Genomic DNA, 22,949 nt, shown 5'->3' with positions numbered 1-22,949 from the left:
ATTAGTGAATTACTGGTTCCTTAAAAAGAACCACCAGGCTATGTTTTGCTGGTACCACGAGGAGGTAAAGATGAATATACCGGGTGATGAGCTATACACCCTGCTCCATGCTGCGCTGAAAAAACGTGGGGAAGAAACGCTCCAGCGCGCGCTCTACCTTGCTTTGCGGGAGGCCATACTGTGCGGAAGGCTTCGGTCCGGCAGTCATTTGCCCGGCTCGCGAACGCTGGCGCAGCAGATCTCGGTGTCCCGAAACACCGTTAATGCGGCGCTGGACCAGCTCACGCTCGAAGGTTATTTGCTGCGTAGCCGCCAGGGTACGCGGGTGGGGCAATTCGCGCATCGTACGATTGCCCGGACATTACCGGACCCGGACGTCAGGCTGACAAAACGTGTTGCCCTGCTGCCCGCGCCTGTGCCGCGCGACACTCCGGTGATGGCATTTACGCCAGGAACGCCTGCCATCAACTATTTCCCCTTGCCGCTGTGGCGGCGGTTATACGATCGCGTCCTGCGCGAGGAGGGGAGCGCCCTGTTAGGGTATGGCGACCCGGCCGGCGAGCCGACGCTACGGGCCGCCATTGCCCGCCATCTTGCGCTCTCCCGCGGCATTGACTGCGATGCCAGCCAGATTGTGATAACCGAAGGGGCACTGGAGGGCGTCAATCTGTGCACGATGCTGTTAAGCGAGCCGGGGGATGTCGCCTGGGTTGAAAATCCCGGCTATAGCGGTGCTAAAAGCGCTTTCGTCAAAACCGGCCTGGCGATGAGCGGCATACCGGTTGATGACGAGGGGATGTGCTGGGAAGGGTTGTGTGCGCCTTCACCCACGCTGATTTTTACCTCGCCATCGCATCAGTTCCCTTACGGAAGCGTGCTCAGCGCGCGGCGGCGTCTGGCGCTGCTGGAACTGGCCCGGCAGCACAGCGCGTGGATCATTGAGGACGATTACGACAGCGAATTCCGTTATGCCGGTGAGCCCGTACCGGCGATGCTGGGAATGGTCAACAATGCGCCCGTTGTATATCTGGGGACGTTCAGCAAAACGCTGTTTCCGTCGCTCAGAATGGGGTTCATGGTATTACCGCCAGCGCTGGCGAAGGCAGCGCGTCCGGCCATCGGCTCGCTGCTGCGCGGCGGGCATCGCGCTGAACAGCGCACCCTGGCGCTATTTATTGAGGAAGGCCACTATGCGCGACATCTTGCCGCCATGCGCCGACTTTATCGTAAGCGATACCGCCAGCTGCGGGAGGTGCTAAGTGCAGAGCTTCATACGCCGCACCGTGTTCTTGCCGGAGAAGGAGGGATGCACCTGGCGCTGGCGATTGACGGTATCGACGACCAGCGGCTGGTGGAGCAGGCAAGAGCGTTTCAGCTGGCACCCGCTGCACTGAGCGGGTACTACCTTGAGACGACGCAGGGGCAAACCGGTCTGGTTTTAGGTTACGGCAATACCTCTGCTTCGCAGTTTGCGCCGGGTATTCGACGTCTTCAGGCGCTCATTACACAGCAGCGGGGCGGGAAAGGGTAAAGACATCATAAAAAGAGAGCTGGCCCTTGGTGATGACCATTTTCTGCAACTTCTCTTTTTGCCCGGCTTCGACAGCCGGCGAGTGCAGGATGCTGTCGATCAGCTCCTTCGGCACGTAACGCGTGTTGTACCACTCCCCGTTGTAGCAGACGCGGAAATCGAGTACGTCGATATCTTCATACCGGTAACGCGGATTGACGTCGAAAAAGAAAAACGCGTTAAACACCACGAACAGCACAACCAGCAGCCAGACGGAATCGACCAGCGTTTCAGACTTCAGCATGACGATAAGCGTTGCCAGCCAGGCGGCGTACATGGCGACGAACAATCCGGGATGTTTGCGAATAAAGCTGATGCTAAAGCGCGGACGATTGTCGCGCTTTTCGCGGGTATTGAGCTCGTCGATGGTGGCGGTAAGCAGGCGCTGTATCTCTGTCATTTTTTGCCTTTATGATTGTTAAAAATACAGGTGATCTGCCTATTTTATGAGAGGGGTTTATGCGATGAAAGTAACAGTTATGCCAGGAAAAAGCATAACAGTTACTCAGGATGCGCTTAGATCATTTTAATGATTTTCGCCGGATTCCCGCCCACTACCGCATTGGCCGGCACGTCTTTGGTCACTACCGCGCCGGAAGCGATAACCGCATTATCGCCAATGGTCACGCCCGGATTAATCACCGCGCGTCCGCCGATCCAGACGTTATGGCCTATGGTGACCGATTTACCGTACTCCAGCCCGCTGTTACGTTCGGTCGCGTCCAGAGGATGCGTGGCCGTATAAATGTGCACCCCCGGTGCGAGCATACAGTTATCGCCAATGCGGATAGGGCAGACGTCCAGCATGACGCAGTCGAAGTTGGCGTAAAAATTGTTGCCCAGATAGATGTTATAGCCGTAGTCGCAGCGGAAGCTCGGCTCAATATAAGCGCCTTCGCTTTGACCCAGCAGGTCAGCTAATAAGGCGCGACGTTCGGCCTTCTCATCGGGTGCGGTATGGTTATAGCGGTGAACAATATGACGAGCGCGTAAACGGTCAGCCCTCAGCGTGTCATCGCCGGGGCGATAATATTCACCGGCAATCATCTTCTGTTTTTCTTCACTCATGGGAACCTCTCTGGAATCGTTTTACGTAGCGTAAAGAGGATTAGCCAGAAAGGGAACGTTCCCTAAAAGTGACTGTGACAGGAGTCACAACATTCTTGCGTATAAATACGTTTTATACGGGGACCTGGCGTTTGCACTTGAAGCGTAATACGAAAGGTAAATTCAGCTTAACAACGGGCGTAGTGCCTTAAAGTCTCTCTTCAACGACTAACGAACAAATTTCCATACCGAAGAGGGGATCTTGTCATAGAGTTTATTCATGGTCAGTTCAGCAAGACGATGGTCGGCAGCTGAATAAAATACCGCCAGTTCATTATCAGACAGCTCGTATTTATTTTTCTCAATAACACGTTCGAGCGTGTCAATTGACTGACAGCGTCGCAGGCGCATCAAATAATCAACTTTAGTTAATGGTTTATCAGACATAAAATTCACCTTAGTATTTGTAATAATTTTAACAGGAAAGACTAACCGGATTAGCTCTGCTGACATTCGTGAAGCAGCGAAATAGACGGTTTCCTGATTTACGCCATTTCTGCAAATCCTGTGCGTTAATGCCGTAGCTGCTGAACAACATAAAGGTGTCGTCCAGGTATTCATCAATTTGCTCTATCAACTTATTATCTTCATTGTACTTAATTTTATAATTAAGTGCGAAGGTTGCGATATGCTCGATCAGCTCATTAAGCTGTAAATTGATAGCAGACGTAGGATCGTTCACCCAGCCATGGTTACTTTCTTCAAGATTGGCAAGGCAGTCATGGTACAAGGATTCGCAGAGAAATTTCAACTGCGCGATATCATGCCTTTTTGGCGAGTACTCGTCCATAGCGCATCCCCTTCTGAGTGATTTTTTACTCACCGAACATCATGTCGGGATGGATACAACTTGCTTAGCCACACGGGAGCTGTGTTCCTGATAACTCTAACTATAAGCCACTCTGATCAGGATTTCACCGCGCTATTACGAAAAATTACAATTAAAACGTTTCCTTGCGAGCGCTTACGCAAATGTGACCTCAGACGCGAACACTTTTATCGAGAGAAACCCTTTTTTTAATCCGTTCCTTAAGATTCATTGAGTTAGCGCAATGTTTCAATTGAAGTCCGGATTCAGATGTCTTCGGCATTTACGATGATTTAGGATTTGTCCGAATATTTTAGGCGATGAATTGATATAAAAAGAATGCTGAATTCTACGATTAGCTTATCGGATTATTATGATAAGTCTTATCAGGACGGGTGAAAATAAATAAAACGACAATAAGACTATTTTATGAATTTTTCTGAAAATGAAAAAGGCCGCAAATGCGGCCTTTTTATCATGTGAAACCGGTATCAGTGATGTTCTACCGAATGATTGTGCTCCACATCTTCATTTTTGCGGCTAAAGCGGCGACGTACCACCACGAAGAACACCGGTACAAAGAAGATGGCGAGAACGGTCGCAGTGACCATACCACCCATTACACCGGTACCTACCGCGTTCTGTGCGCCGGAGCCTGCGCCTGAGCTGATAACCAGCGGCATAACGCCGAGGATAAACGCCAGGGACGTCATCAGGATTGGACGCAGACGCATACGAACGGCTTCAAGCGTTGCTTCAATCAGGCCTTTACCTTCTTTCTCCATCAGATCTTTGGCGAATTCGACGATAAGTATCGCGTTCTTCGCCGACAAGCCAATGGTTGTCAGCAGGCCCACCTGGAAGTAAACGTCGTTAGTCAGCCCTCGGAAGGTTGCGGCAAGCAGCGCACCGATAACCCCCAGCGGAACCACGAGCATAACGGAGAACGGAATCGACCAGCTCTCATACAATGCCGCCAGACACAGGAACACCACAATCAGTGAAATGGCGTACAGGGCAGGGGCCTGGTTACCGGACAGACGTTCCTGATAGGACATACCGGTCCAGTCGTAGCCAATACCCGCAGGCAGTTTGCTGGCCAACTCTTCCATCAGGTTCATGGCTTCACCGGTGCTTCGGCCCGGCGCCGCCTGACCGAGGATCTCCATCGAAGGCAAGCCGTTATAACGCTCCAGACGCGGCGAACCGTATTCCCAGCGCGAAGTTGAGAAGGCGGAGAACGGCACCATCTGGCCATCACTGCCGCGAACGTACCAGTTGTTGATATCGTTCGGCAGCATACGGTATTGCGCTTCGGACATGACGTACACTTTCTTCACGCGACCACGGTCGATGAAGTCGTTGACGTAGCTGCCACCCCAGGCTGCACCCAGCGTGGTATTGATGTCACTGATGGACACACCCAGCGCCTGTGCTTTTTCCTGGTCGATATCGATCTTGTACTGCGGCGTATCTTCCAGACCGTTAGGACGCACGCCCACCAGCAGGTCAGGGTGTTTAGCCACCTCGCCAAATAGCTGGTTACGCGCCTGAGTCAGTTTTTCGTGGCCCAGACCGCCCTGGTCAATCAGCTGGAAGTCGAAGCCGGTCGCCGTACCCAGTTCAACAATCGCTGGCAGGTTAAAGGCGAAGACCATCGCATCTTTAATCTGTGAGAAGGTACCCATGGCCCGGTTGGTAATGGCTTCAACTTTGTTCTCATCACCCGGGCGTTCGGACCAGTCTTTCAGAGAAACGAAGGCAATACCGGTGTTCTGACCACGACCCGCGAAGCCAAAGCCGTTAACCGCAAACACGGATTCGACGTTGTCTTTCTCTTTGGTCAGGAAGTAGTCGGTCATCTCATCCAGCACTTTTTGCGTACGTTCTTGCGTCGCACCCGCCGGAAGCTGAGCCATGCTCAGGAACACGCCCTGGTCTTCATCTGGCAGGAACGAGCTTGGCAGACGAACAAACAGGAAAGCCATGCCCACCACGATGATGATATAGAGCAGCAGATAACGACCGGTGCTGCGCAGGATGTTCCCCACGCTGTCGGTGTAGTGGTGCGTACTCTTATCAAACATGCGGTTAAACCAGCCGAAGAACCCTTTGTGCTCGCCGTGGCCACCTTTCTTAATCGGCTTCAGCATGGTCGCACACAGGGCTGGCGTCAGGATCAGGGCTACCAGCACCGACAGCGCCATCGCGGAAACGATGGTAATAGAGAACTGACGGTAAATCGCACCGGTTGAACCCCCGAAGAAGGCCATCGGGATAAATACCGCAGACAGAACCATCGCGATACCGACCAGCGCGCCCTGGATCTGGCCCATTGATTTACGGGTTGCTTCCTTCGGCGGCAGGCCTTCTTCCGCCATCACACGCTCAACGTTTTCGACCACTACGATGGCGTCATCCACCAGCAGGCCGATGGCGAGCACCATCCCGAACATCGTCAGGGTGTTTATCGAATAGCCAAATATCGCCAGAACCGCGAAGGTGCCGAGCAGTACAACCGGCACGGCGATGGTTGGGATCAGCGTTGCGCGGAAGTTTTGCAGGAACAGGTACATTACCAGGAAGACGAGGATGATCGCCTCAACCAGGGTTTTTACCACTTCGTGAATCGAAATTTTAACGAACGGCGTGGTGTCATACGGGTAAACAATTTTCAGACCTGACGGGAAGAAAGGTTCCATCTTCTTCAGTTCTGCACGGATAGCCGTCGCGGTGTCCAGGGCGTTCGCCCCAGTCGCCAGTTTGATACCTAAACCGGAAGCCGGTTTACCGTTGAACTTCGCAATAACGTCGTAGTTCTCGCCACCCAGCTCCACTTTCGCCACGTCACGCAGGCGAACCTGCGAACCGTCCTGATTCACCTTCAGCAGAATTTTACTGAACTCATCCGCCGAGGTCAGACGCGTTTGCGCGATGATAGACGCGTTAAGCTGCTGGCCTTTCACCGGCGGCGTGCCGCCTAACTGACCGGCTGCAACCTGGGCGTTTTGCGCTTTAATTGCGCTGATCACGTCAACCGGGGTCAGCTGGAAGTTGTTCAGCTTATTCGGATCCATCCAGATACGCATCGCGTACTGTGAACCGAACAGCTGAACGTCACCCACACCAGACGTACGGCTGATGGCATCCTTCATGTTGGCGCCCACGTAGTCGGAAATATCTTCCTGCGTCATGGTGCCATCGGTGTTAATCACGCCGACAACCATCAGGAAGCTACTGGACGATTTCTCGACGCTCACACCCTGTTGTTGCACTTCCTGCGGCAGCAGGGGCATCGCCAACTGCAGTTTGTTCTGCACCTGAACCTGCGCAATGTCCGCATCCGTACCGGATTCAAAGGTCAGGGTAATCTGAACTGTACCGGTTGAGTCACTGTTTGAGGACATGTACATCAGGTTATCGATACCGTTCATGTTCTGTTCGATAACCTGCGTAACGGTGTCCTGCACCGTTTTGGCATCAGCGCCCGGGTAGGTTGCGGAGATCGTCACTGCCGGCGGCGCAATCGTTGGATATTGCGCAACAGGCAGCTTCAGGATCGCAAGTCCCCCGGCCAGCATGATGATAATGGCGATCACCCACGCAAATATGGGGCGATCGATAAAGAAATTAGGCATGTCTTAACGGCTCCTGTTTAAGTTAAGACTTGGTTTGTTCTGACTGGCCAGCGGCCGACGCTTGTTGTTTGTCGTCAGATTTCACTTCCTGAGCTTTGACCTGCGCGCCAGGACGAACTTTTTGCAAACCAGTAATAATCACGCGATCGCCATCTTTCAGACCTTCCGTTACCAGCCACTTGTCGCCAATCGCCTGCGTTGCAGTGATATTGCGTGTTTCGACTTTGTTATCGGCACCCACAACCAGCGCGCTCGCATCGCCGCGTGGCGTACGGGTCACACCTTGCTGCGGAACCAGAATGGCGCTTGGGTTAGTCCCTTCTTCAAGACGGGCGCGTACGAACATACCCGGCAGCAGGGTTTTATCCGGATTCGGGAAAATAGCCCGGATGGTGATAGAGCCGGTGGTCTGATCGACGGTCACATCAGAAAATTCCAGTGTGCCTGTCTGTGAGAACTTGATACCGTCGTTGGTAACCAGTTCAACTTTGGCTTTACCGTTTTCCTGTTTCAGTTGTCCGCTGGCAAGCTCCTGTTTGAGACGCAGGAAATCGTTGCTGGACTGTGTAACGTCAACGTAGATCGGGTCAAGCTGCTGCACGGTGGCCAGCGCGTTGGTTTGACCGTTCTGCACCAGCGCACCTTCGGTGACGGCTGATTTACCAATACGACCGCTGATAGGGGAGGTCACTTTGGTGTAGGCGAGGTTAATACGCGCGGTTTCTACCGCCGCTTTCGCCGCCACAACGGCTGCATTGGCTTGCTGTGCATCGGCCAGGGCAGAATCGTAATCCTGTTGGCTGATGTACTGCGTGCCGAGCAGTTTCTTGTAACGATTCAACGTCAGTTGCGAAATTTTGGCTGCCGCTTCTGCTTTCGCCAGATCGCCTTTAGCGCTCTCATAAGACGCCTGATAGGTTGCTGGATCAATCTGATAAAGAGACTCACCTGCTTTCACATCACCGCCTTCGGTGAAGTTACGTTTCAGGATGATACCGCTCACCTGCGGACGTACTTCTGCAATGCGATAGGCGCTGGTGCGGCCCGGTAGTTCTGTTGTCATCTGGAGAGGTTCGGATTTGAGCGTCACGACGCCAACTTCTGGCACCTGCTGAGCTCCTTGTTGAGCCTCTTTGTCGTCACATCCTGTAAGCGCTAAGCTGCCTGAGAGCATCAGAACGACCGCCAGAGGCGTTAACCCTCTGTTTTTGTTCATATGTAAACCTCGAGTGTCCGATTTCAAATTGATCAAGGGTCCTGAGTCTAAAAACCCATTGCTGCGTTTATATTATCGTCATGCTATGGTACATACATTCATAAATGTATGTAAATCTGACTCCTGTAAATTCATCAACGTATGGCACGAAAAACCAAACAACAAGCGCTGGAAACCCGACAACACATTCTGGATGTGGCAATGCGTTTGTTCTCACAGCAGGGTGTTTCGGCAACCTCGCTGGCGCAGATTGCTCAGGCCGCGGGCGTCACGCGGGGAGCGATTTACTGGCATTTTAAAGACAAGTCAGATCTGTTTGGTGAAATCTGGGAGCTTTCAGAGTCCAGCATCAGCGATCTTGAGAGTGAGTATCGGGCAAAATTCCCTCACGATCCACTCTCAGTATTAAGAGAAATATTAGTATATATCCTTGAAGCGACTGTTGTGGAAGAACGCCGACGTCTGATGATGGAAATCATCTTCCATAAATGTGAGTTTGTTGGCGAAATGGCGGTGGTTCAGCAGGCGCAGCGCGACCTGTGTCTGGAAAGCTACGATCGCATCGAGCAAGTTCTTAAGGAATGTATGCAGGCCGACATGCTTCCCGCTACGCTGTTAACGCGCCGGGCGGCGATCCTGATGCGCAGCTATATTTCCGGCCTGATGGAAAACTGGCTTTTCGCCCCGCAATCGTTCGATCTGAAATCAGAGGCGCGCAGCTACGTCGCGATTTTCCTGGAGATGTGCCAGCTTTGCCCAACCCTCCGCAGCGAGGGATCGCCGCTTACTGCCTGAATCTTTCCAGGAAATGTCTTAGAGGATTACCTTCCCGCTATTCTGCTTTAGCCGGGCGTGATATTCTTCACGCCCGACTATTTTCGGTCATTTCTCAGATCACATTCACGACTATGCTGCACACCTATCGCTCGACACATTCTGTTCTGGCCGTTTTTTTGATCCTGCTGTTTTTCTTTGCAGCCGCACCGCATTCCTGGGCCCGTGCAGACAACGGCAGTGACGTCCCGACGCGTGCCGAGGTTCAGTCGCAACTCGACACCCTGAATAAACAAAAAGATCTCTCCGCCCAGGAAAAGCTCGTTCAGCAGGACCTGACGGAAACCCTGGATACGCTGGATAAGATCGATCGCATCAAAGCCGAAACGGCCCAGCTGCGGCAGAAGGTCGCTCAGGCGCCGGAGAACATGCGTAAAGCAACGGAGGCCCTGAACGCGCTTAGCGACGTTGATAACGACGATGAAACCCGAAAAACGCTTGCCACGCTTTCGTTGCGCCAGCTCGAGTCGCGCGTGGCGCAGCTGCTGGACGATCTGCAAACGGCGCAGTCCGATCTCTCGACCTATAACAGCCAGCTGGTTTCGCTGCAAACCCAGCCTGAGCGCGTGCAGAACGCCATGTATTCTGCATCGCAACAGCTACAGCAGATACGTAACCGTCTGAATGGCATTACCGTGGGGGAAGGGGCGCTTCGACCGACCCAGCAAACGCTGCTGAACATCCAGCAGACGCTGCTGAACGCGGAGATTGAACAGCAGCGTAAGAGTCTGGAAGGCAACACGGTGTTGCAGGATGCGCTGCAAAAACAGCGTGACTACGTGAACGCGAATATCAACCGGCTCGAGCATCAGCTTCAGCTGTTGCAGGAGGCGGTGAACAGCAAGCGCCTGACGCTGACCGAAAAAACGGCGCAGGAAGCGGTCTCGCCAGACGAAACGGCGCGTATCCAGGCCAATCCGCTGGTGAAGCAGGAGCTGGAAATTAACCATCAGCTGAGCGAGCGCCTGATTCAGGCGACTGAAAGCGGCAGCGCGCTGGTGCAGCAGAATATTAAAGTCAAAAACTGGCTGGATCGCGCTTTGCAGGCTGAGCGCAATGTCAAAGAGCAGATTGCCGTCCTGAAGGGAAGCCTGCTGCTGTCGCGCATTCTTTACCAGCAGCAGCAGACGCTGCCGTCCGCAGACGAGCTGGAAGACATGACCAACCGCATTGCGGATTTGCGTCTTGAACAGTTTGACGTTAACCAGCAGCGCGATGCCCTGTTCCAGAGCGATACGTTTGTTGCCAAAGTGGAAGAAGGCCATTCAAGTGAAGTAAACGGTGAAGTTCACGACGCGCTGTTGCAGGTTGTGGATATGCGCCGCGAACTGCTCGATCAGCTTAATAAGCAGCTGGGCAACCAGCTGATGATGGCGATTAACCTGCAAATCAACCAGCAGCAGCTGGTGAGCGTGTCTAAAAGCCTCCAGGAGATCCTGACCCAGCAGATTTTCTGGGTGAACAGCAACAAACCCATGGACTGGGACTGGTTTAAATCTTTCCCTGAAACGCTGAAATCCCAGATCAAAAGCATGAAAATTACCGTGAACTGGGAGAAAGCCTGGCCTGCGGTAATGATTGCCTTCCTTGCGGGTCTGCCTTTGCTGCTCATCGCCGGAGTAATACGCTGGCGTTTGAAATGGCTGAAGCAGTACCAGGCGAAGCTGGCCTCGGAAGTGGGGCAACTGCGTAACGACAGCCAGCTGCACACCCCGAAAGCGATCCTGATCGATCTGATCCGTGCTCTGCCGGTCTGCCTGCTGATCCTCGCCGTCGGCCTGATCCTGTTGACCATGCAGCTCAATATCAGCGACCTGCTGTGGGCGTTCAGCAAAAAGCTGGCGCTGTTCTGGCTGGTGTTTGGTCTGTGCTGGAAAGTGCTGGAAAAAGACGGCGTCGCGGTCCGACACTTCAACATGCCGGAAAAACTCACCAGCCACTGGCGTCGCCAGATTGTACGTATCAGCCTCGCGCTGTTGCCGCTGCACTTCTGGTCCGTTGTGGCCGAGCTTTCGCCGCTGCATCTGATGGATGACGTGCTGGGACAGCTGGTAATTATGCTGAACCTGCTGCTGATAGCCGTCCTGATGTGGCCGATGTGCCGCGACAGCTGGCGTGATAAAGAGTCCCACAATCTTCGTCTGGTTACCGTAACGGTGCTGGCGATCATTCCGCTGGCGCTGATGGTGCTGACGGCAACGGGTTACTTCTATACCACGCTTCGTCTGTCAGGCCGCTGGATTGAAACCGTGTATCTGGTGATCCTGTGGAACCTGCTGTTCCAGACCGTGCTGCGCGGTTTGAGCGTGGCGGCGCGCCGCATTGCGTATCGTCGCGCTGTTGCCCGTCGACAGCATCAGGTTAAAGAGGGGGCTGAAGGGGCTGAGCCGCAGGAAGAGCCGACCATTGCCCTGGAGCAGGTCAACCAGCAAACGATGCGTATTACCATGCTGGTGATGATTGCGCTGTTTGCGGTGATGTTCTGGGCCATCTGGTCTGATTTAATTACCGTCTTCGCCTACCTCGACAGTATCACCCTCTGGCAATACAACGGTACCGAAGCGGGCGCTGCGGTAATGAAAAGCGTCACCATGGGCAGCCTGCTCTTTGCGCTGGTGTCGTCGGTGGTGGCCTGGGCGTTGATCCGCAACCTGCCTGGTCTGCTGGAAGTGCTGGTGCTCTCAAGGCTGAACCTGCGTCAGGGGGCGTCGTATGCCATTACCACCATCCTGAACTACGTTATTATTATTGTCGGGGCGATGACGGTATTCGGCTCGCTGGGCGTCTCGTGGGATAAACTCCAGTGGCTGGCGGCGGCGCTGTCGGTAGGTCTGGGCTTCGGCTTGCAGGAGATCTTCGGTAACTTTGTTTCTGGCCTGATAATCCTGTTCGAACGTCCGGTGCGTATCGGCGATACCGTCACCATCGGCACCTTCTCCGGGACCGTCAGCAAAATCCGTATTCGTGCGACCACCATCACTGACTTCGATCGTAAAGAGGTGATCATCCCGAACAAAGCCTTCGTGACCGAGCGACTGATCAACTGGTCGCTTTCGGATACTACGACGCGCGTGGTGGTCCGACTCGGGGTGGCCTATGGTTCAGATCTGGATAAAGTGAAAGAGGTCCTGCTGGAAGCCGCGAAATCACATCCTAAAGTGATGCACGATCCTGCGCCTGACGTGTTCTTCACCACCTTCGGGCCAAGCACGCTGGATCATGAGCTGCGCCTGTACGTACGCGAACTACGCGATCGCAGCTACACCGTCGATGAGCTGAACCGCACCATTGACCGTCTGTGCCGTGAAAACAACATTAATATCGCCTTCAACCAGCTTGAGGTTCACCTGCGCAATGAGAAAGGTGACGAACATACGGAAGTGAAGCGCGAGATTAAGGGTGACGAAAACTCCGCCCCTCACCCTACCCTCTCCCCAGAGGGGAGAGGGTAAAAAGCGAATCAGGGCAGATCTTTCAAACCGCACCTAACGGTCCCCTCTCCCTCCAGGGAGAGGGCTAGGGTGAGGGTGAGGGCAACCGGCCTTCACCTTTCCCTCAAAATCCCGCCGCACAATCTCCAGCGCTTTCAGCACCGTCTCCGCCGGGATCTCGTGATTCTCCAGCAGCATAATTAAATCGACGGCCAGCTTGACCTCGTCGGGGGCATTTTCCAGTGACATTAGTGGCTCCTGTTAACGGGTCAGGCGTTCAATGACGCGTTCAATCTCATCCAGCGCCTGACGGCAGCGGACGATGCGGCCTTCCAGCGCGCTGATTTCACGCATTAATAACTGCTGCTCTTGCAGCGTTTCGCTGGTGGTCAGGCGGGCTTCGCGCTCACACTTCATCTCAAACAGACGCCGCTCAAACTCCTGGTTCTCCAGCCGCTTGCGCTGCCATTTTCCGAGCCCAGGCGAGGCGCTGTCCCACGCCCGTAGCGGCCAGGCGGCGATTTCGCGGTGCAGGGCGGTGATCTGCTCAGTAAGATGCTCCGCAAGCCACACCACCTGTTCCTGCTGTTCACTCTCAACCGCGTGGCGAAGCTCGTCGAGGTTGGTCTGCATCTCAGCAAGGTAATCCTGAATGACGGTACTGCGGGTGCGGAAGAGCTGCCGGTCAAAGCGCGGTTTCAGCGTAGCATGTCCCATCAGCGGTGTGGCCTGCGCCCGCAGCGCGATCAGCTGATTTTGCAGCCTCTCAAGAAGCAGTGCTGTTTTCAATGCGCTCTCCAGTGGTAAAGTAGCCGTTCAGTTTGATAACGATTCGCATTATGCAGCGTACTATTTTAATCATCATTGGCTGGCTCGCGGTAGTGCTGGGTACGTTGGGCATCGTATTGCCCTTGCTGCCGACCACCCCGTTCATCCTGTTGGCCGCCTGGTGCTTCGCCCGCTCGTCGCCGCGTTTTCACCACTGGCTCCTGTACCGTTCGTGGTTTGGCGGCTACCTGCGGCACTGGCAAAAACACCGGGCCATGCCGCCCGGGGCCAAGCCGCGCGCCATTGCCTTCATCCTGATCACCTTCGCCGTCTCGTTATGGCTGGTGAAAATGATGTGGGTGCGCATTCTGCTGCTGGCGATCCTGGCCTGCCTGCTGATCTTCATGTGGCGGATCCCCGTGGTTGATGAAAAGCAACAAAAGCACTGAAGCCTCATCATGGCGGTTGCAATTATGGCGCACAGCCAGTAAATTCGACCGTTTTCGAGCACAGGTGCGCCTGGTCAAAGGTTAAACAACTGTTACTTTGACCGACTCGTCGCGCGCCGTGAGTAACACTGTTTCATTTAGGCACAAACCGATGACCGCAACTGCACAGCAGCTTGAATATCTGAAAAATAGCATCAAAAGTATCCAGGATTATCCAAAGCCTGGCATTCTTTTCCGTGATGTCACCAGCTTGCTGGAAGACCCGAAAGCGTACGCCCTCAGCATTGAACTGCTGGTTGAGCGTTATAAAAACGCCGGGATCACCAAAGTAGTAGGTACCGAAGCCCGTGGCTTCCTGTTCGGCGCACCGGTTGCGCTGGCGATGGGCGTGGGTTTTGTGCCGGTGCGTAAGCCGCGCAAACTGCCGCGTGAAACCATTGCTGAGAGCTATGAGCTGGAATACGGCACCGATCAGCTGGAAATTCACGTTGATGCCATCAAGCCAGGCGACAAAGTGCTGGTGGTGGACGATCTGCTGGCAACCGGCGGCACCATCGAAGCGACCGTGAAGCTGATCCGTCGTCTGGGCGGGGAAGTGACCGACGCGGCCTTCATCATCAACCTGTTCGATCTCGGCGGCGAGCAGCGCCTGGAAAAACAGGGTATTACCAGCTACAGCCTGGTGCCTTTCCCGGGACATTAATCCCGTATCTCACAACCTCGCTCAATGGGTGAGGTTGTGATAGCATTCCCCTCCATTAATTCACCTTCCAGCGTTGCAGAGCCTGCCCATGAGTTATCAGGTGTTAGCCCGTAAATGGCGACCACAAACCTTTGCTGACGTTGTCGGTCAGGAACATGTGCTGACGGCCCTGGCGAACGGCTTGTCGCTAGGTCGCATCCATCACGCCTATCTTTTCTCCGGCACCCGTGGCGTCGGTAAAACCTCTATTGCCCGTCTGCTGGCAAAAGGTCTGAACTGCGAAACCGGGATCACCGCCACCCCGTGCGGCGTATGTGACAACTGCCGCGAGATCGAGCAGGGGCGTTTTGTCGATCTGATCGAGATCGACGCCGCCTCGCGCACCAAGGTGGAAGACACCCGCGATCTGCTCGACAACGTGCAGTACGCCCCGGCGCGCGGCCGCTTCAAGGTCTATCTGATCGATGAAGTGCACATGCTGTCGCGCCACAGCTTCAACGCCCTGCTGAAAACGCTGGAAGAGCCGCCTGCGCATGTCAAATTCCTGCTGGCGACCACCGATCCGCAAAAGCTGCCGGTCACGATCCTGTCGCGCTGCCTGCAATTCCATCTGAAGGCGCTGGACGTTGAGCAGATCCGCGCACAGCTTGAACACATTCTTGATGAAGAGAAGATCGTTCACGAGCCGCGCGCCCTGCAGCTGCTGGCCCGCGCGGCGGACGGCAGCCTGCGTGATGCGCTGAGCCTGACTGACCAGGCAATTGCCAGCGGTGACGGTAAGCTTTCCACTGACGCGGTCAGCACCATGCTCGGCACGCTGGATGACGATCAGGCGCTGTCGCTTATCGAAGCGATGATTGCCGCCAACGGTGAGCGGGTAATGACCCTCGTCAACGATGCCGCCGCCCGTGGTATTGAATGGGAAGCGCTGCTGGTCGAGATGCTCAGCCTGCTGCATCGCGTGGCGATGCTGCAATTATCTCCGTCGGCCATTGGCGCGGACATGGCGACCATTGAACAGCGGATGCGTGAACTTGCGCGCACCGTGCCGCCGGCTGATGTTCAGCTTTATTATCAGACGCTGCTGATTGGCCGCAAAGAGCTGCCGTTTGCACCGGATCGCCGGATGGGCGTTGAAATGACGCTGCTGCGCGCGCTGGCCTTCCATCCGCGCAAGCCATTGCCGGAGCCGGAAACGCCCCGGCAGTCCTTTGCGCCGGTTGCGCCGACCGCGGTAATGTCACCGCAGCAGGTGCCACCGCAACCGGCATCGCCGCCGCCGCAGAACGTGCCGCTGTCGGATGCCACCAGTTCGGTGCTTGCCGCACGAAGCCAGTTGCAACGTGCGCAGGGAGCAACCAAACCAAAAAAGAGTGAACCGGCAGCGCCTGCAAGAGCGCGGCCGGTGAACAACGCCGCGCTTGAACGACTGGCCTCGGTAACGGAGCGCGTGCAGTCGCGTCCGGCACCGTCCGCGCTCGAGCAAAAAGCCCCGGCGAAAGAAGAGGCATACCGCTGGAAGGCGACTACCGTTGTTGAAACGGTCAAGGAAGTGGTCGCCACGCCAAAAGCGCTGAAAAAGGCGCTTGAGCATGAAAAAACGCCGGAGCTGTCCGCGAAGCTCGCGGAAGAGTCCATCGAGCGCGACGCCTGGGCCGCTGAGGTCAGCAAACTTCAGCTGCCGAAGCTGGTGGAGCAGGTCGCGCTGAATGCCTGGAAAGAGCAGGAAGGCAATCAGGTGCGTCTGCATCTGCGTCCGGGCCAGCGACATCTGAATTCCCCTGGTGCGCAAAAGGCGCTGGCCGAGGCGCTTACCGCCTTACAGGGTGTGCCGGTTGAATTGACTATCATTGAAGATGATAATCCGGCGGTGAAAACGCCGCTCGAGTGGCGACAGGCGATTTATGAAGAGAAGCTCGCGCAGGCGCGCGAGTCGATTATCGCGGATAACAACATCCAGACCCTGCGCCGGTTCTTCGACGCCGATCTGGATGAAGAGAGTATTCGCCCCCTTTGATCGTGAGTCTGACTTACGGTTGTAATCCTTAACGTGAAAGAAGAGAGAAGCCTATGTTTGGTGGAAAAGGCGGTCTGGGTGGCCTGATGAAGCAGGCTCAGCAGATGCAGGAAAAAATGCAGAAGATGCAGGAAGAGATCGCTCAGCTGGAAGTCACGGGTGAATCGGGTGCCGGTCTGGTCAAGGTGACCATCAACGGTGCGCACAACTGCCGTCGCGTTGAAATCGACCCGAGCCTGCTCGAAGACGACAAAGAGATGCTGGAAGATCTGGTTGCAGCCGCGTTTAACGATGCCGCTCGCCGTATCGACGAAACCCAGAAAGAGAAAATGGCCTCTGTTTCCAGCGGTATGCAACTGCCGCCGGGCTTTAAGATGCCATTCTGATGCAAACCAGTCCGCTGCTCACGCAGTTAATGGAAGCACTGCGCTGCCTGCCGGGCGTTGGCCCGAAGTCGGCGCAGCGTATGGCGTTTACGCTATTGCAGCGCGACCGCAGCGGCGGGATGCGCCTGGCGCAGGCTCTGACCCGCGCCATGTCAGAAATTGGTCACTGTGCGGATTGCCGGACCTTTACCGAGCAGGACGTCTGTAACATCTGCACGAACCCGCGTCGTCAGGAAAACGGTCAGATTTGCGTGGTGGAGAGTCCGGCGGACATCTACGCCATCGAACAAACCGGGCAGTTTTCCGGCCGCTATTTCGTGCTGATGGGGCATCTCTCCCCGCTGGACGGCATCGGCCCGGATGATATCGGTCTCGATCGTCTTGAACAGCGTCTTGAGTCCGAGACAATCAAAGAGGTGATCCTCGCCACCAACCCGACGGTGGAAGGGGAGGCAACCGCCAACTACATCGCCGAGCTGTGCGCGCAGTACGGCGTTGACGCCAGCCGCATCGCCCACGGCGTGCCGGTCGGCGGTGAGCTGGAGATGGTCGACGGCACCACGCTGTCGCACTCGCTGGCCGGACGACACAAGATTATTTTCTGACCAAACGGAGGCTGCGTGCGCGGCCTCCGCTTGAAAATCCCCCCCCTTATCCCCATCTCTCACTCAACGTTTTACAACCCCATTAAATGGCATTGTTGAGGTCGACTTAGATGAAAGGACAAGAAACCCGTGGTTTCCAGTCAGAAGTAAAACAGCTTCTGCACCTGATGATCCATTCCCTGTATTCCAACAAAGAAATCTTCCTGCGTGAGCTGATTTCCAACGCCTCCGATGCGGCGGACAAGCTGCGCTTCCGCGCGCTGTCCAACCCGGATCTGTACGAAGGCGATGGCGAACTGCGCGTGCGCGTCTCTTTTAATAAAGAGAACCGCACCCTGACGATTGCCGATAATGGCATCGGGATGAACCGCGACGAGGTGATCGACCATCTCGGCACCATCGCTAAATCCGGCACCAAAGCGTTCCTCGAGTCCATGGGCTCTGACCAGGCGAAAGACAGCCAGCTGATCGGTCAGTTCGGCGTAGGCTTCTACTCGGCATTCATCGTGGCGGATAAAGTCACCGTGCGCACCCGCGCTGCGGGCGACAGCGCCGAAAACGGCGTGCTGTGGGAATCCAAAGGGGAAGGCGAATACACCGTTGATGATATCACCAAAGCGGATCGCGGCACCGAAATCACTCTGCACCTGCGCGAAGGCGAAGACGATTTCCTGAACGACTGGCGCGTACGCTCCATCATCAGCAAATATTCTGACCACATCGCGCTGCCGGTTGAGATTGAAAAACAGGAAGAGAAAGACGGCGAAACCGTGGTTTCCTGGGAGAAAATCAACAAGGCGCAGGCGCTGTGGACGCGCAACAAAGCTGAAATTAAAGACGACGAGTACAACGAGTTTTACAAGCACATCGCCCACGACTTTACCGACCCGCTGACCTGGAGCCACAACCGTGTGGAAGGGAAGCAGGAGTACACCAGCCTGCTGTACATTCCGGCGCAGGCGCCGTGGGACATGTGGAACCGCGATCACAAGCACGGCCTGAAGCTGTACGTGCAGCGCGTCTTCATCATGGACGACGCCGAGCAGTTCATGCCGAACTACCTGCGCTTTGTGCGTGGCCTGATAGATTCCAATGATCTGCCGCTGAACGTCTCCCGTGAAATTCTCCAGGACAGCACCGTCACCCGTAACCTGCGTAACGCCCTGACCAAGCGAGCGTTGCAGATGCTGGAAAAACTGGCGAAAGACGATGCGGAAAAATACCAGACCTTCTGGAAACAGTTCGGCCTGGTGCTGAAAGAAGGCCCGGCGGAAGACACCGCGAACGTGGAAGCTATCGCTAAACTGCTGCGCTTCGCCTCTACGCACAACGACTCCTCCGCCCAGACCGTATCGCTGGAAGAGTACGTCTCCCGCATGAAAGAAGGGCAGGAGAAGATCTACTACATCACCGCCGACAGCTATGCGGCAGCGAAGAGCAGCCCGCATCTGGAGCTGCTGCGTAAGAAAGGCATCGAAGTGCTGCTGCTGTCTGACCGCATCGACGAGTGGATGATGAACTACCTGACCGAGTTCGACGGTAAATCCTTCCAGTCCGTTGCTAAAGCCGACGAGTCTATCGATAAGCTGGCGGATGAAGTGGACGACAGCGCGAAGGAAGCCGAGAAGGCGCTGGAGCCGTTCGTTGAGCGCGTGAAAACCCTGCTGGGCGACCGCGTGAAAGAGGTGCGCTTCACGCACCGTCTGACCGATACGCCAGCCATTGTCACCACCGATGCGGACGAAATGAGCACCCAGATGGCGAAACTGTTCGCGGCGGCGGGCCAGGCCGTGCCGGAAGTGAAATATATCTTTGAGCTTAATCCGGATCATCCGCTGGTGAAACGCGCGGCGGATACCCAGGACGACGCCCGCTTTGCGGAGTGGGTTGAACTGCTGCTGGATCAGTCCCTGCTGGCCGAGCGCGGCACCCTGGAAGATCCTAACCTGTTCATTAAACGTGTGAATGCGCTGCTGCTGGCGTAATACAAAACCTACCCCTCACCCTGGCCCTCTCCCCAAAGGGGAGAGGGTATAATCGTCCCCTCTCCCCTTTGGGGAGAGGGTTAGGGTGAGGGGGCATTCTCGCACTAACCCAAATAATCTCCCCCCGTTAACCGTTTCAGCCTCCCCGCCTTCCTTGAGCGATACCCGTTCTGGTGGTATTGTTTAGCGCTTTTGAAAAATTGAATCGACATTTGAGGGGATTTTCGCAATGCGTATTATTCTGCTTGGCGCTCCGGGCGCGGGTAAGGGAACTCAGGCTCAGTTCATCATGGAGAAATACGGTATTCCGCAAATCTCTACTGGTGACATGCTGCGTGCCGCTGTTAAATCTGGCTCCGAGCTGGGCAAACAAGCTAAAGACATCATGGACGCAGGCAAGCTGGTGACCGACGAACTGGTTATCGCGCTGGTAAAAGAGCGCATTGCTCAGGAAGACTGCCGCAATGGTTTCCTGCTGGACGGCTTCCCGCGCACCATTCCTCAGGCTGACGCCATGAAAGAAGCGGGCATCAACGTGGATTACGTGCTGGAGTTCGATGTACCGGACGAACTGATCGTTGACCGTATCGTTGGCCGTCGCGTGCACGCTGCCTCTGGCCGCGTTTACCACATCAAATTCAACCCACCTAAGGTTGAAGGCAAAGACGACGTGACCGGCGAAGAGCTGACCACCCGTAAAGACGACCAGGAAGAAACCGTGCGTAAACGCCTGGTGGAATACCATCAGATGACCGCACCGCTGATCGGCTACTACTCCAAAGAGGCGCAGGCGGGTAACACCAAATACGCGAAAGTTGACGGCACCAAAGCCGTGGCTGACGTACGTGCAGAGCTGGAAAAAATCCTCGGCTAAGCGCACCTCTCTCACCCGGAGCCCCGGGTGAGAAAAATTCTCATCTTACCTATTACAGCAATGGGTTTCGTTTAAACGCATTTCCGCTACAATTGACAGCCTATCAAATGGTTAAGAGGCGTGAATGAGTCAGGCGAAAACCGGCATCCTGCTTGCCAATCTGGGCACCCCAGAAGCACCTACTCCAGCGGCGGTAAAACGCTACCTGCGACAATTTTTAAGCGACACGCGCGTCGTGGATACCCCAAGACTGCTGTGGTGGCCACTGCTGCGTGGTGTCATTCTGCCGATTCGTTCTCCGCGTGTAGCAAAGCTCTATCAGTCCGTGTGGATGGAAGAAGGCTCGCCGCTGATGGTCTACAGCCGTCGTCAGGAGAAGGCGCTGGCCGCCCGTCTGCCGGACATGCCCGTTGCGCTCGGTATGAGCTACGGTAAGCCATCCCTGGAAAGCGCCGTCGACTCTCTGCTGGCGCAGGGCGTTGAACACATTGTGGTGCTGGCCCTTTATCCGCAGTATTCGTGCTCCACGGTGGCTGCCGTCTGGGACGAACTGGCACGCATTCTGGCGACCCGCCGCCGTATACCGGGCATCACCTTTATCCGCGACTACGCCGATAACGAGCTGTACATTCAGGCGCTTGCCAGCAGCGCGCGCGCGTCGTTTGAAAAACACGGCGAGCCGGATCTGCTGCTGCTCTCCTATCACGGTATTCCGCAGCGTTTCGCGAACGAAGGGGACGATTACCCCCAGCGTTGCCGCGATACCACCCGCGAGCTGGTCTCCGCCCTCGGCCTGCCGCCTGAGAAGGTGATGATGACCTTCCAGTCGCGCTTCGGTCGTGAACCGTGGTTGACCCCGTATACTGATGAAACGCTAAAAATGCTGGGCGAGAAGGGCGTGAAGCACATTCAGGTTATGTCGCCGGGCTTCTCGGCGGATTGTCTGGAAACGCTGGAAGAGATTGCCGTCCAGAACAAAGAGTTCTTCATGGAGGCCGGCGGAACGAAATACGAATACATTCCTGCGCTTAACGACTCCCCTGAACACATCGATATGATGGTGTCACTGGTCACCACCCGCCGCTGATCGCGTTACGGGCCGGGTTTGTGCTACCATTCCCGGCCCGTATTCTTTGCACAGTTCAGACCATGAAATTTCCCGGTAAACGTAAGTCCAAACACTATTTCCCCGTCGATGCCCGCGATCCGCTGTTACAGCAAATTCAGCAGGAAAGCGAAACCAGCGCTGCCTGGGTGGTCGGTATCGATCAGACGCTGGTGGACATTGAAGCCAAAGTGGATGATGCGTTTGTCGCACGTTACGGTCTGAGCGCCGGGCACTCGCTGGTGATTGAGGATGACGTTGCCGAAGCGCTGTATCAGGACCTGATGCGCGAAAATCTTATCACCCACCAGTTTGCTGGCGGCACCATCGGTAACACCATGCACAACTACTCCGTTCTGGCAGACGACCGCTCGGTGCTGCTTGGCGTGATGTGCAGCAATATCGAAATCGGTGGCTACGCCTACCGCTACCTGTGCAATACCTCCAGCCGCACCGATCTGAACTATTTGCAGGGCGTTGACGGGCCGATTGGTCGTTGCTTTACGCTGATAAGCGATTCCGGCGAGCGTACCTTTGCCATCAGCCCCGGCCATATGAACAAGCTACGCGCTGAAAGTATTCCGGAAGAGGTGATCGCGGGCGCGTCTGCGCTGGTGTTGACGTCTTATCTGGTGCGCTGCAAGCCGGGCGAACCAATGCCGGACGCAACCATGAAGGCAATTGAGTATGCGAAGAAATACAACGTGCCTGTGGTTCTGACGCTGGGCACCAAATTCGTGATTGCCGACAACCCGGAGTGGTGGCAGGCCTTCCTGAAAGAACACGTCTCGATTCTGGCGATGAATGAAGAAGAAGCCGAAGCGCTGACCGACGAAAGCGATCCGCTGCTGGCGTCTGATAAGGCGCTGGACTGGGTGGATCTGGTGCTCTGCACCGCCGGGCCGGTCGGGCTGTACATGGCGGGCTTCACGGAAGAAGAGAGCAAGCGGAAAACCCAGCACCCGCTGCTGCCGGGCGCAATCGCCGAATTTAACCAGTACGAGTTCAGCCGCGCCATGCGTCATAAAGACTGCATCAACCCGCTGCGTATTTTCTCCCACATTGCACCGTATATGGGTGGCCCCGAGAAGATCATGAACACTAACGGCGCGGGCGACGGTGCGCTGGCCGCGCTGCTGCACGACATCACCGCTAACGCCTACCACAAAACCAATGTGCCGAATTCCAGCAAACACACCTTCAACTGGCTGACCTATTCCTCGCTGGCGCAGGTGTGCAAGTACGCGAACCGCGTGAGTTATCAGGTGCTGAACCAGCATTCACCGCGCTTAACGCGTGGGCTGCCGGAACGGGAAGACAGCCTCGAAGAGGCGTATTGGGACAGGTAAAAGAAGACCCCTCACCCTGGCCCTCTCCCCAAAGGGGAGAGGGAACTTGAACACCCTCTCCCCTTTGGGGAGAGGGCTGGGGTGAGGGGACCAGGCCGCACAAA

The 22,949-nt window shown here is 55.5% G+C and carries 20 protein-coding genes and 1 other annotated feature; of the genes, 12 read left to right on the top strand and 8 right to left on the bottom strand.

All coding sequences use genetic code 11. The features are described 5' to 3' along the window. Window positions 1-70 precede the first annotated feature (70 nt). A complete protein-coding gene (locus ACNQ0T_RS10355; RefSeq protein WP_023299463.1) occupies window positions 71-1,531 on the top strand; it encodes a PLP-dependent aminotransferase family protein in 1,461 nt (486 codons plus the stop codon). Here the strand turns inward: ACNQ0T_RS10355 and ACNQ0T_RS10350 are convergent. From ACNQ0T_RS10350 to acrA, 6 genes are all read right to left on the bottom strand, one after another. Continuing rightward, complete coding sequence (locus ACNQ0T_RS10350; RefSeq protein WP_022647269.1) at window positions 1,503-1,970, bottom strand: YlaC family protein; 468 nt, start codon at window positions 1,968-1,970, stop codon at window positions 1,503-1,505. The genes ACNQ0T_RS10355 and ACNQ0T_RS10350 overlap by 29 nt on opposite strands. A 116-nt stretch (window positions 1,971-2,086) precedes the next feature. Beyond that, window positions 2,087-2,638, bottom strand: a complete 552-nt coding sequence (gene maa / locus ACNQ0T_RS10345; protein ID WP_022647270.1) for a maltose O-acetyltransferase — start codon at window positions 2,636-2,638, stop codon at window positions 2,087-2,089. A 207-nt stretch (window positions 2,639-2,845) separates the two neighbouring features. Further along, window positions 2,846-3,064 (bottom strand): HHA domain-containing protein, encoded by a 219-nt coding sequence (locus ACNQ0T_RS10340; RefSeq protein WP_015571250.1) that lies wholly within the window; start codon window positions 3,062-3,064, stop codon window positions 2,846-2,848. Window positions 3,065-3,092: 28 nt separating this feature from the next. Beyond that, window positions 3,093-3,467 carry an Hha toxicity modulator TomB gene (tomB, locus tag ACNQ0T_RS10335; RefSeq protein ID WP_006809850.1) on the bottom strand — a complete coding sequence of 125 codons (375 nt, stop codon included), beginning with the start codon at window positions 3,465-3,467 and terminating at the stop codon, window positions 3,093-3,095. A 509-nt stretch (window positions 3,468-3,976) separates the two neighbouring features. Further along, on the bottom strand, window positions 3,977-7,123 hold the full coding sequence (acrB, locus tag ACNQ0T_RS10330; protein ID WP_023299464.1) for a multidrug efflux RND transporter permease subunit AcrB: 3,147 nt from the start codon (window positions 7,121-7,123) through the stop codon (window positions 3,977-3,979). Window positions 7,124-7,145: 22 nt separating this feature from the next. Next, the gene (gene acrA, locus ACNQ0T_RS10325; protein ID WP_022647272.1) at window positions 7,146-8,339 is read right to left on the bottom strand and encodes a multidrug efflux RND transporter periplasmic adaptor subunit AcrA; all 1,194 of its coding nucleotides are present in this window, start codon (window positions 8,337-8,339) and stop codon (window positions 7,146-7,148) included. A gap of 141 nt (window positions 8,340-8,480) precedes the next feature. On the opposite strand from acrA, the gene acrR reads away from it, so the two are divergent. Together acrR and mscK are read left to right on the top strand one after the other, a co-directional pair. Further along, window positions 8,481-9,134: a multidrug efflux transporter transcriptional repressor AcrR gene (gene acrR, locus ACNQ0T_RS10320; RefSeq protein WP_032621623.1), complete on the top strand. Its 654-nt coding sequence runs from the start codon at window positions 8,481-8,483 to the stop codon at window positions 9,132-9,134. A 113-nt stretch (window positions 9,135-9,247) separates the two neighbouring features. Continuing rightward, window positions 9,248-12,625: a mechanosensitive channel MscK gene (gene mscK, locus ACNQ0T_RS10315; protein ID WP_171932943.1), complete on the top strand. Its 3,378-nt coding sequence runs from the start codon at window positions 9,248-9,250 to the stop codon at window positions 12,623-12,625. A 33-nt stretch (window positions 12,626-12,658) separates the two neighbouring features. Here the strand turns inward: mscK and rsmS are convergent, their stop codons facing one another. Next, window positions 12,659-12,853, bottom strand: a complete 195-nt coding sequence (rsmS, locus tag ACNQ0T_RS10310) for a pleiotropic regulatory protein RsmS (RefSeq protein WP_022647275.1) — start codon at window positions 12,851-12,853, stop codon at window positions 12,659-12,661. A gap of 12 nt (window positions 12,854-12,865) precedes the next feature. After that, window positions 12,866-13,393, bottom strand: coding sequence for a primosomal replication protein N'' (priC, locus tag ACNQ0T_RS10305; RefSeq protein ID WP_022647276.1), 528 nt, complete (start codon window positions 13,391-13,393; stop codon window positions 12,866-12,868). Window positions 13,394-13,443: 50 nt separating this feature from the next. Here priC and ACNQ0T_RS10300 point away from each other — a divergent pair, with 50 nt between their 5' ends. The 9 genes from ACNQ0T_RS10300 (at window position 13,444) to ACNQ0T_RS10260 (ending at window position 22,845) form a co-directional block, all read left to right on the top strand. Further along, complete coding sequence (locus ACNQ0T_RS10300; protein ID WP_001189855.1) at window positions 13,444-13,821, top strand: DUF454 family protein; 378 nt, start codon at window positions 13,444-13,446, stop codon at window positions 13,819-13,821. A gap of 151 nt (window positions 13,822-13,972) precedes the next feature. After that, entirely contained in the window at window positions 13,973-14,524 is a 552-nt protein-coding gene (apt, locus tag ACNQ0T_RS10295; RefSeq protein ID WP_000127359.1) for an adenine phosphoribosyltransferase, read from the top strand. Between the two features lie 88 nt (window positions 14,525-14,612). Further along, window positions 14,613-16,541 carry a DNA polymerase III subunit gamma/tau gene (gene dnaX, locus ACNQ0T_RS10290; protein ID WP_023299467.1) on the top strand — a complete coding sequence of 643 codons (1,929 nt, stop codon included), beginning with the start codon at window positions 14,613-14,615 and terminating at the stop codon, window positions 16,539-16,541. After that, window positions 15,871-15,935 (top strand) — a sequence feature (DnaX frameshifting element). It overlaps the preceding gene by 65 nt. Before the next feature lie 53 nt (window positions 16,542-16,594). Further along, on the top strand, window positions 16,595-16,927 hold the full coding sequence (locus ACNQ0T_RS10285) for a YbaB/EbfC family nucleoid-associated protein (RefSeq protein ID WP_003858972.1): 333 nt from the start codon (window positions 16,595-16,597) through the stop codon (window positions 16,925-16,927). After that, on the top strand, window positions 16,927-17,532 hold the full coding sequence (gene recR, locus ACNQ0T_RS10280) for a recombination mediator RecR (RefSeq protein WP_006809843.1): 606 nt from the start codon (window positions 16,927-16,929) through the stop codon (window positions 17,530-17,532). Before ACNQ0T_RS10285 ends, recR begins: the two co-directional genes overlap by 1 nt. A gap of 110 nt (window positions 17,533-17,642) precedes the next feature. Beyond that, window positions 17,643-19,517, top strand: coding sequence for a molecular chaperone HtpG (gene htpG, locus ACNQ0T_RS10275; protein WP_015571245.1), 1,875 nt, complete (start codon window positions 17,643-17,645; stop codon window positions 19,515-19,517). Between the two features lie 229 nt (window positions 19,518-19,746). Next, a complete protein-coding gene (gene adk, locus ACNQ0T_RS10270) occupies window positions 19,747-20,391 on the top strand; it encodes an adenylate kinase (protein WP_022647279.1) in 645 nt (214 codons plus the stop codon). Window positions 20,392-20,515: 124 nt separating this feature from the next. Then, window positions 20,516-21,478 carry a ferrochelatase gene (gene hemH, locus ACNQ0T_RS10265; protein WP_017383216.1) on the top strand — a complete coding sequence of 321 codons (963 nt, stop codon included), beginning with the start codon at window positions 20,516-20,518 and terminating at the stop codon, window positions 21,476-21,478. A 62-nt stretch (window positions 21,479-21,540) separates the two neighbouring features. Then, on the top strand, window positions 21,541-22,845 hold the full coding sequence (locus tag ACNQ0T_RS10260; RefSeq protein WP_417930007.1) for an inosine/guanosine kinase: 1,305 nt from the start codon (window positions 21,541-21,543) through the stop codon (window positions 22,843-22,845). Window positions 22,846-22,949 lie beyond the last annotated feature (104 nt).

Origin of the sequence: Enterobacter cloacae complex sp.6700776 (assembly GCF_048284255.1) — a bacterium.
Lineage (GTDB): Bacteria > Pseudomonadota > Gammaproteobacteria > Enterobacterales > Enterobacteriaceae > Enterobacter > Enterobacter intestinihominis.
The sequence above is the reverse complement of the archived record's forward strand: the minus strand, read 5'-3'. Positions and strand labels throughout refer to the sequence as shown.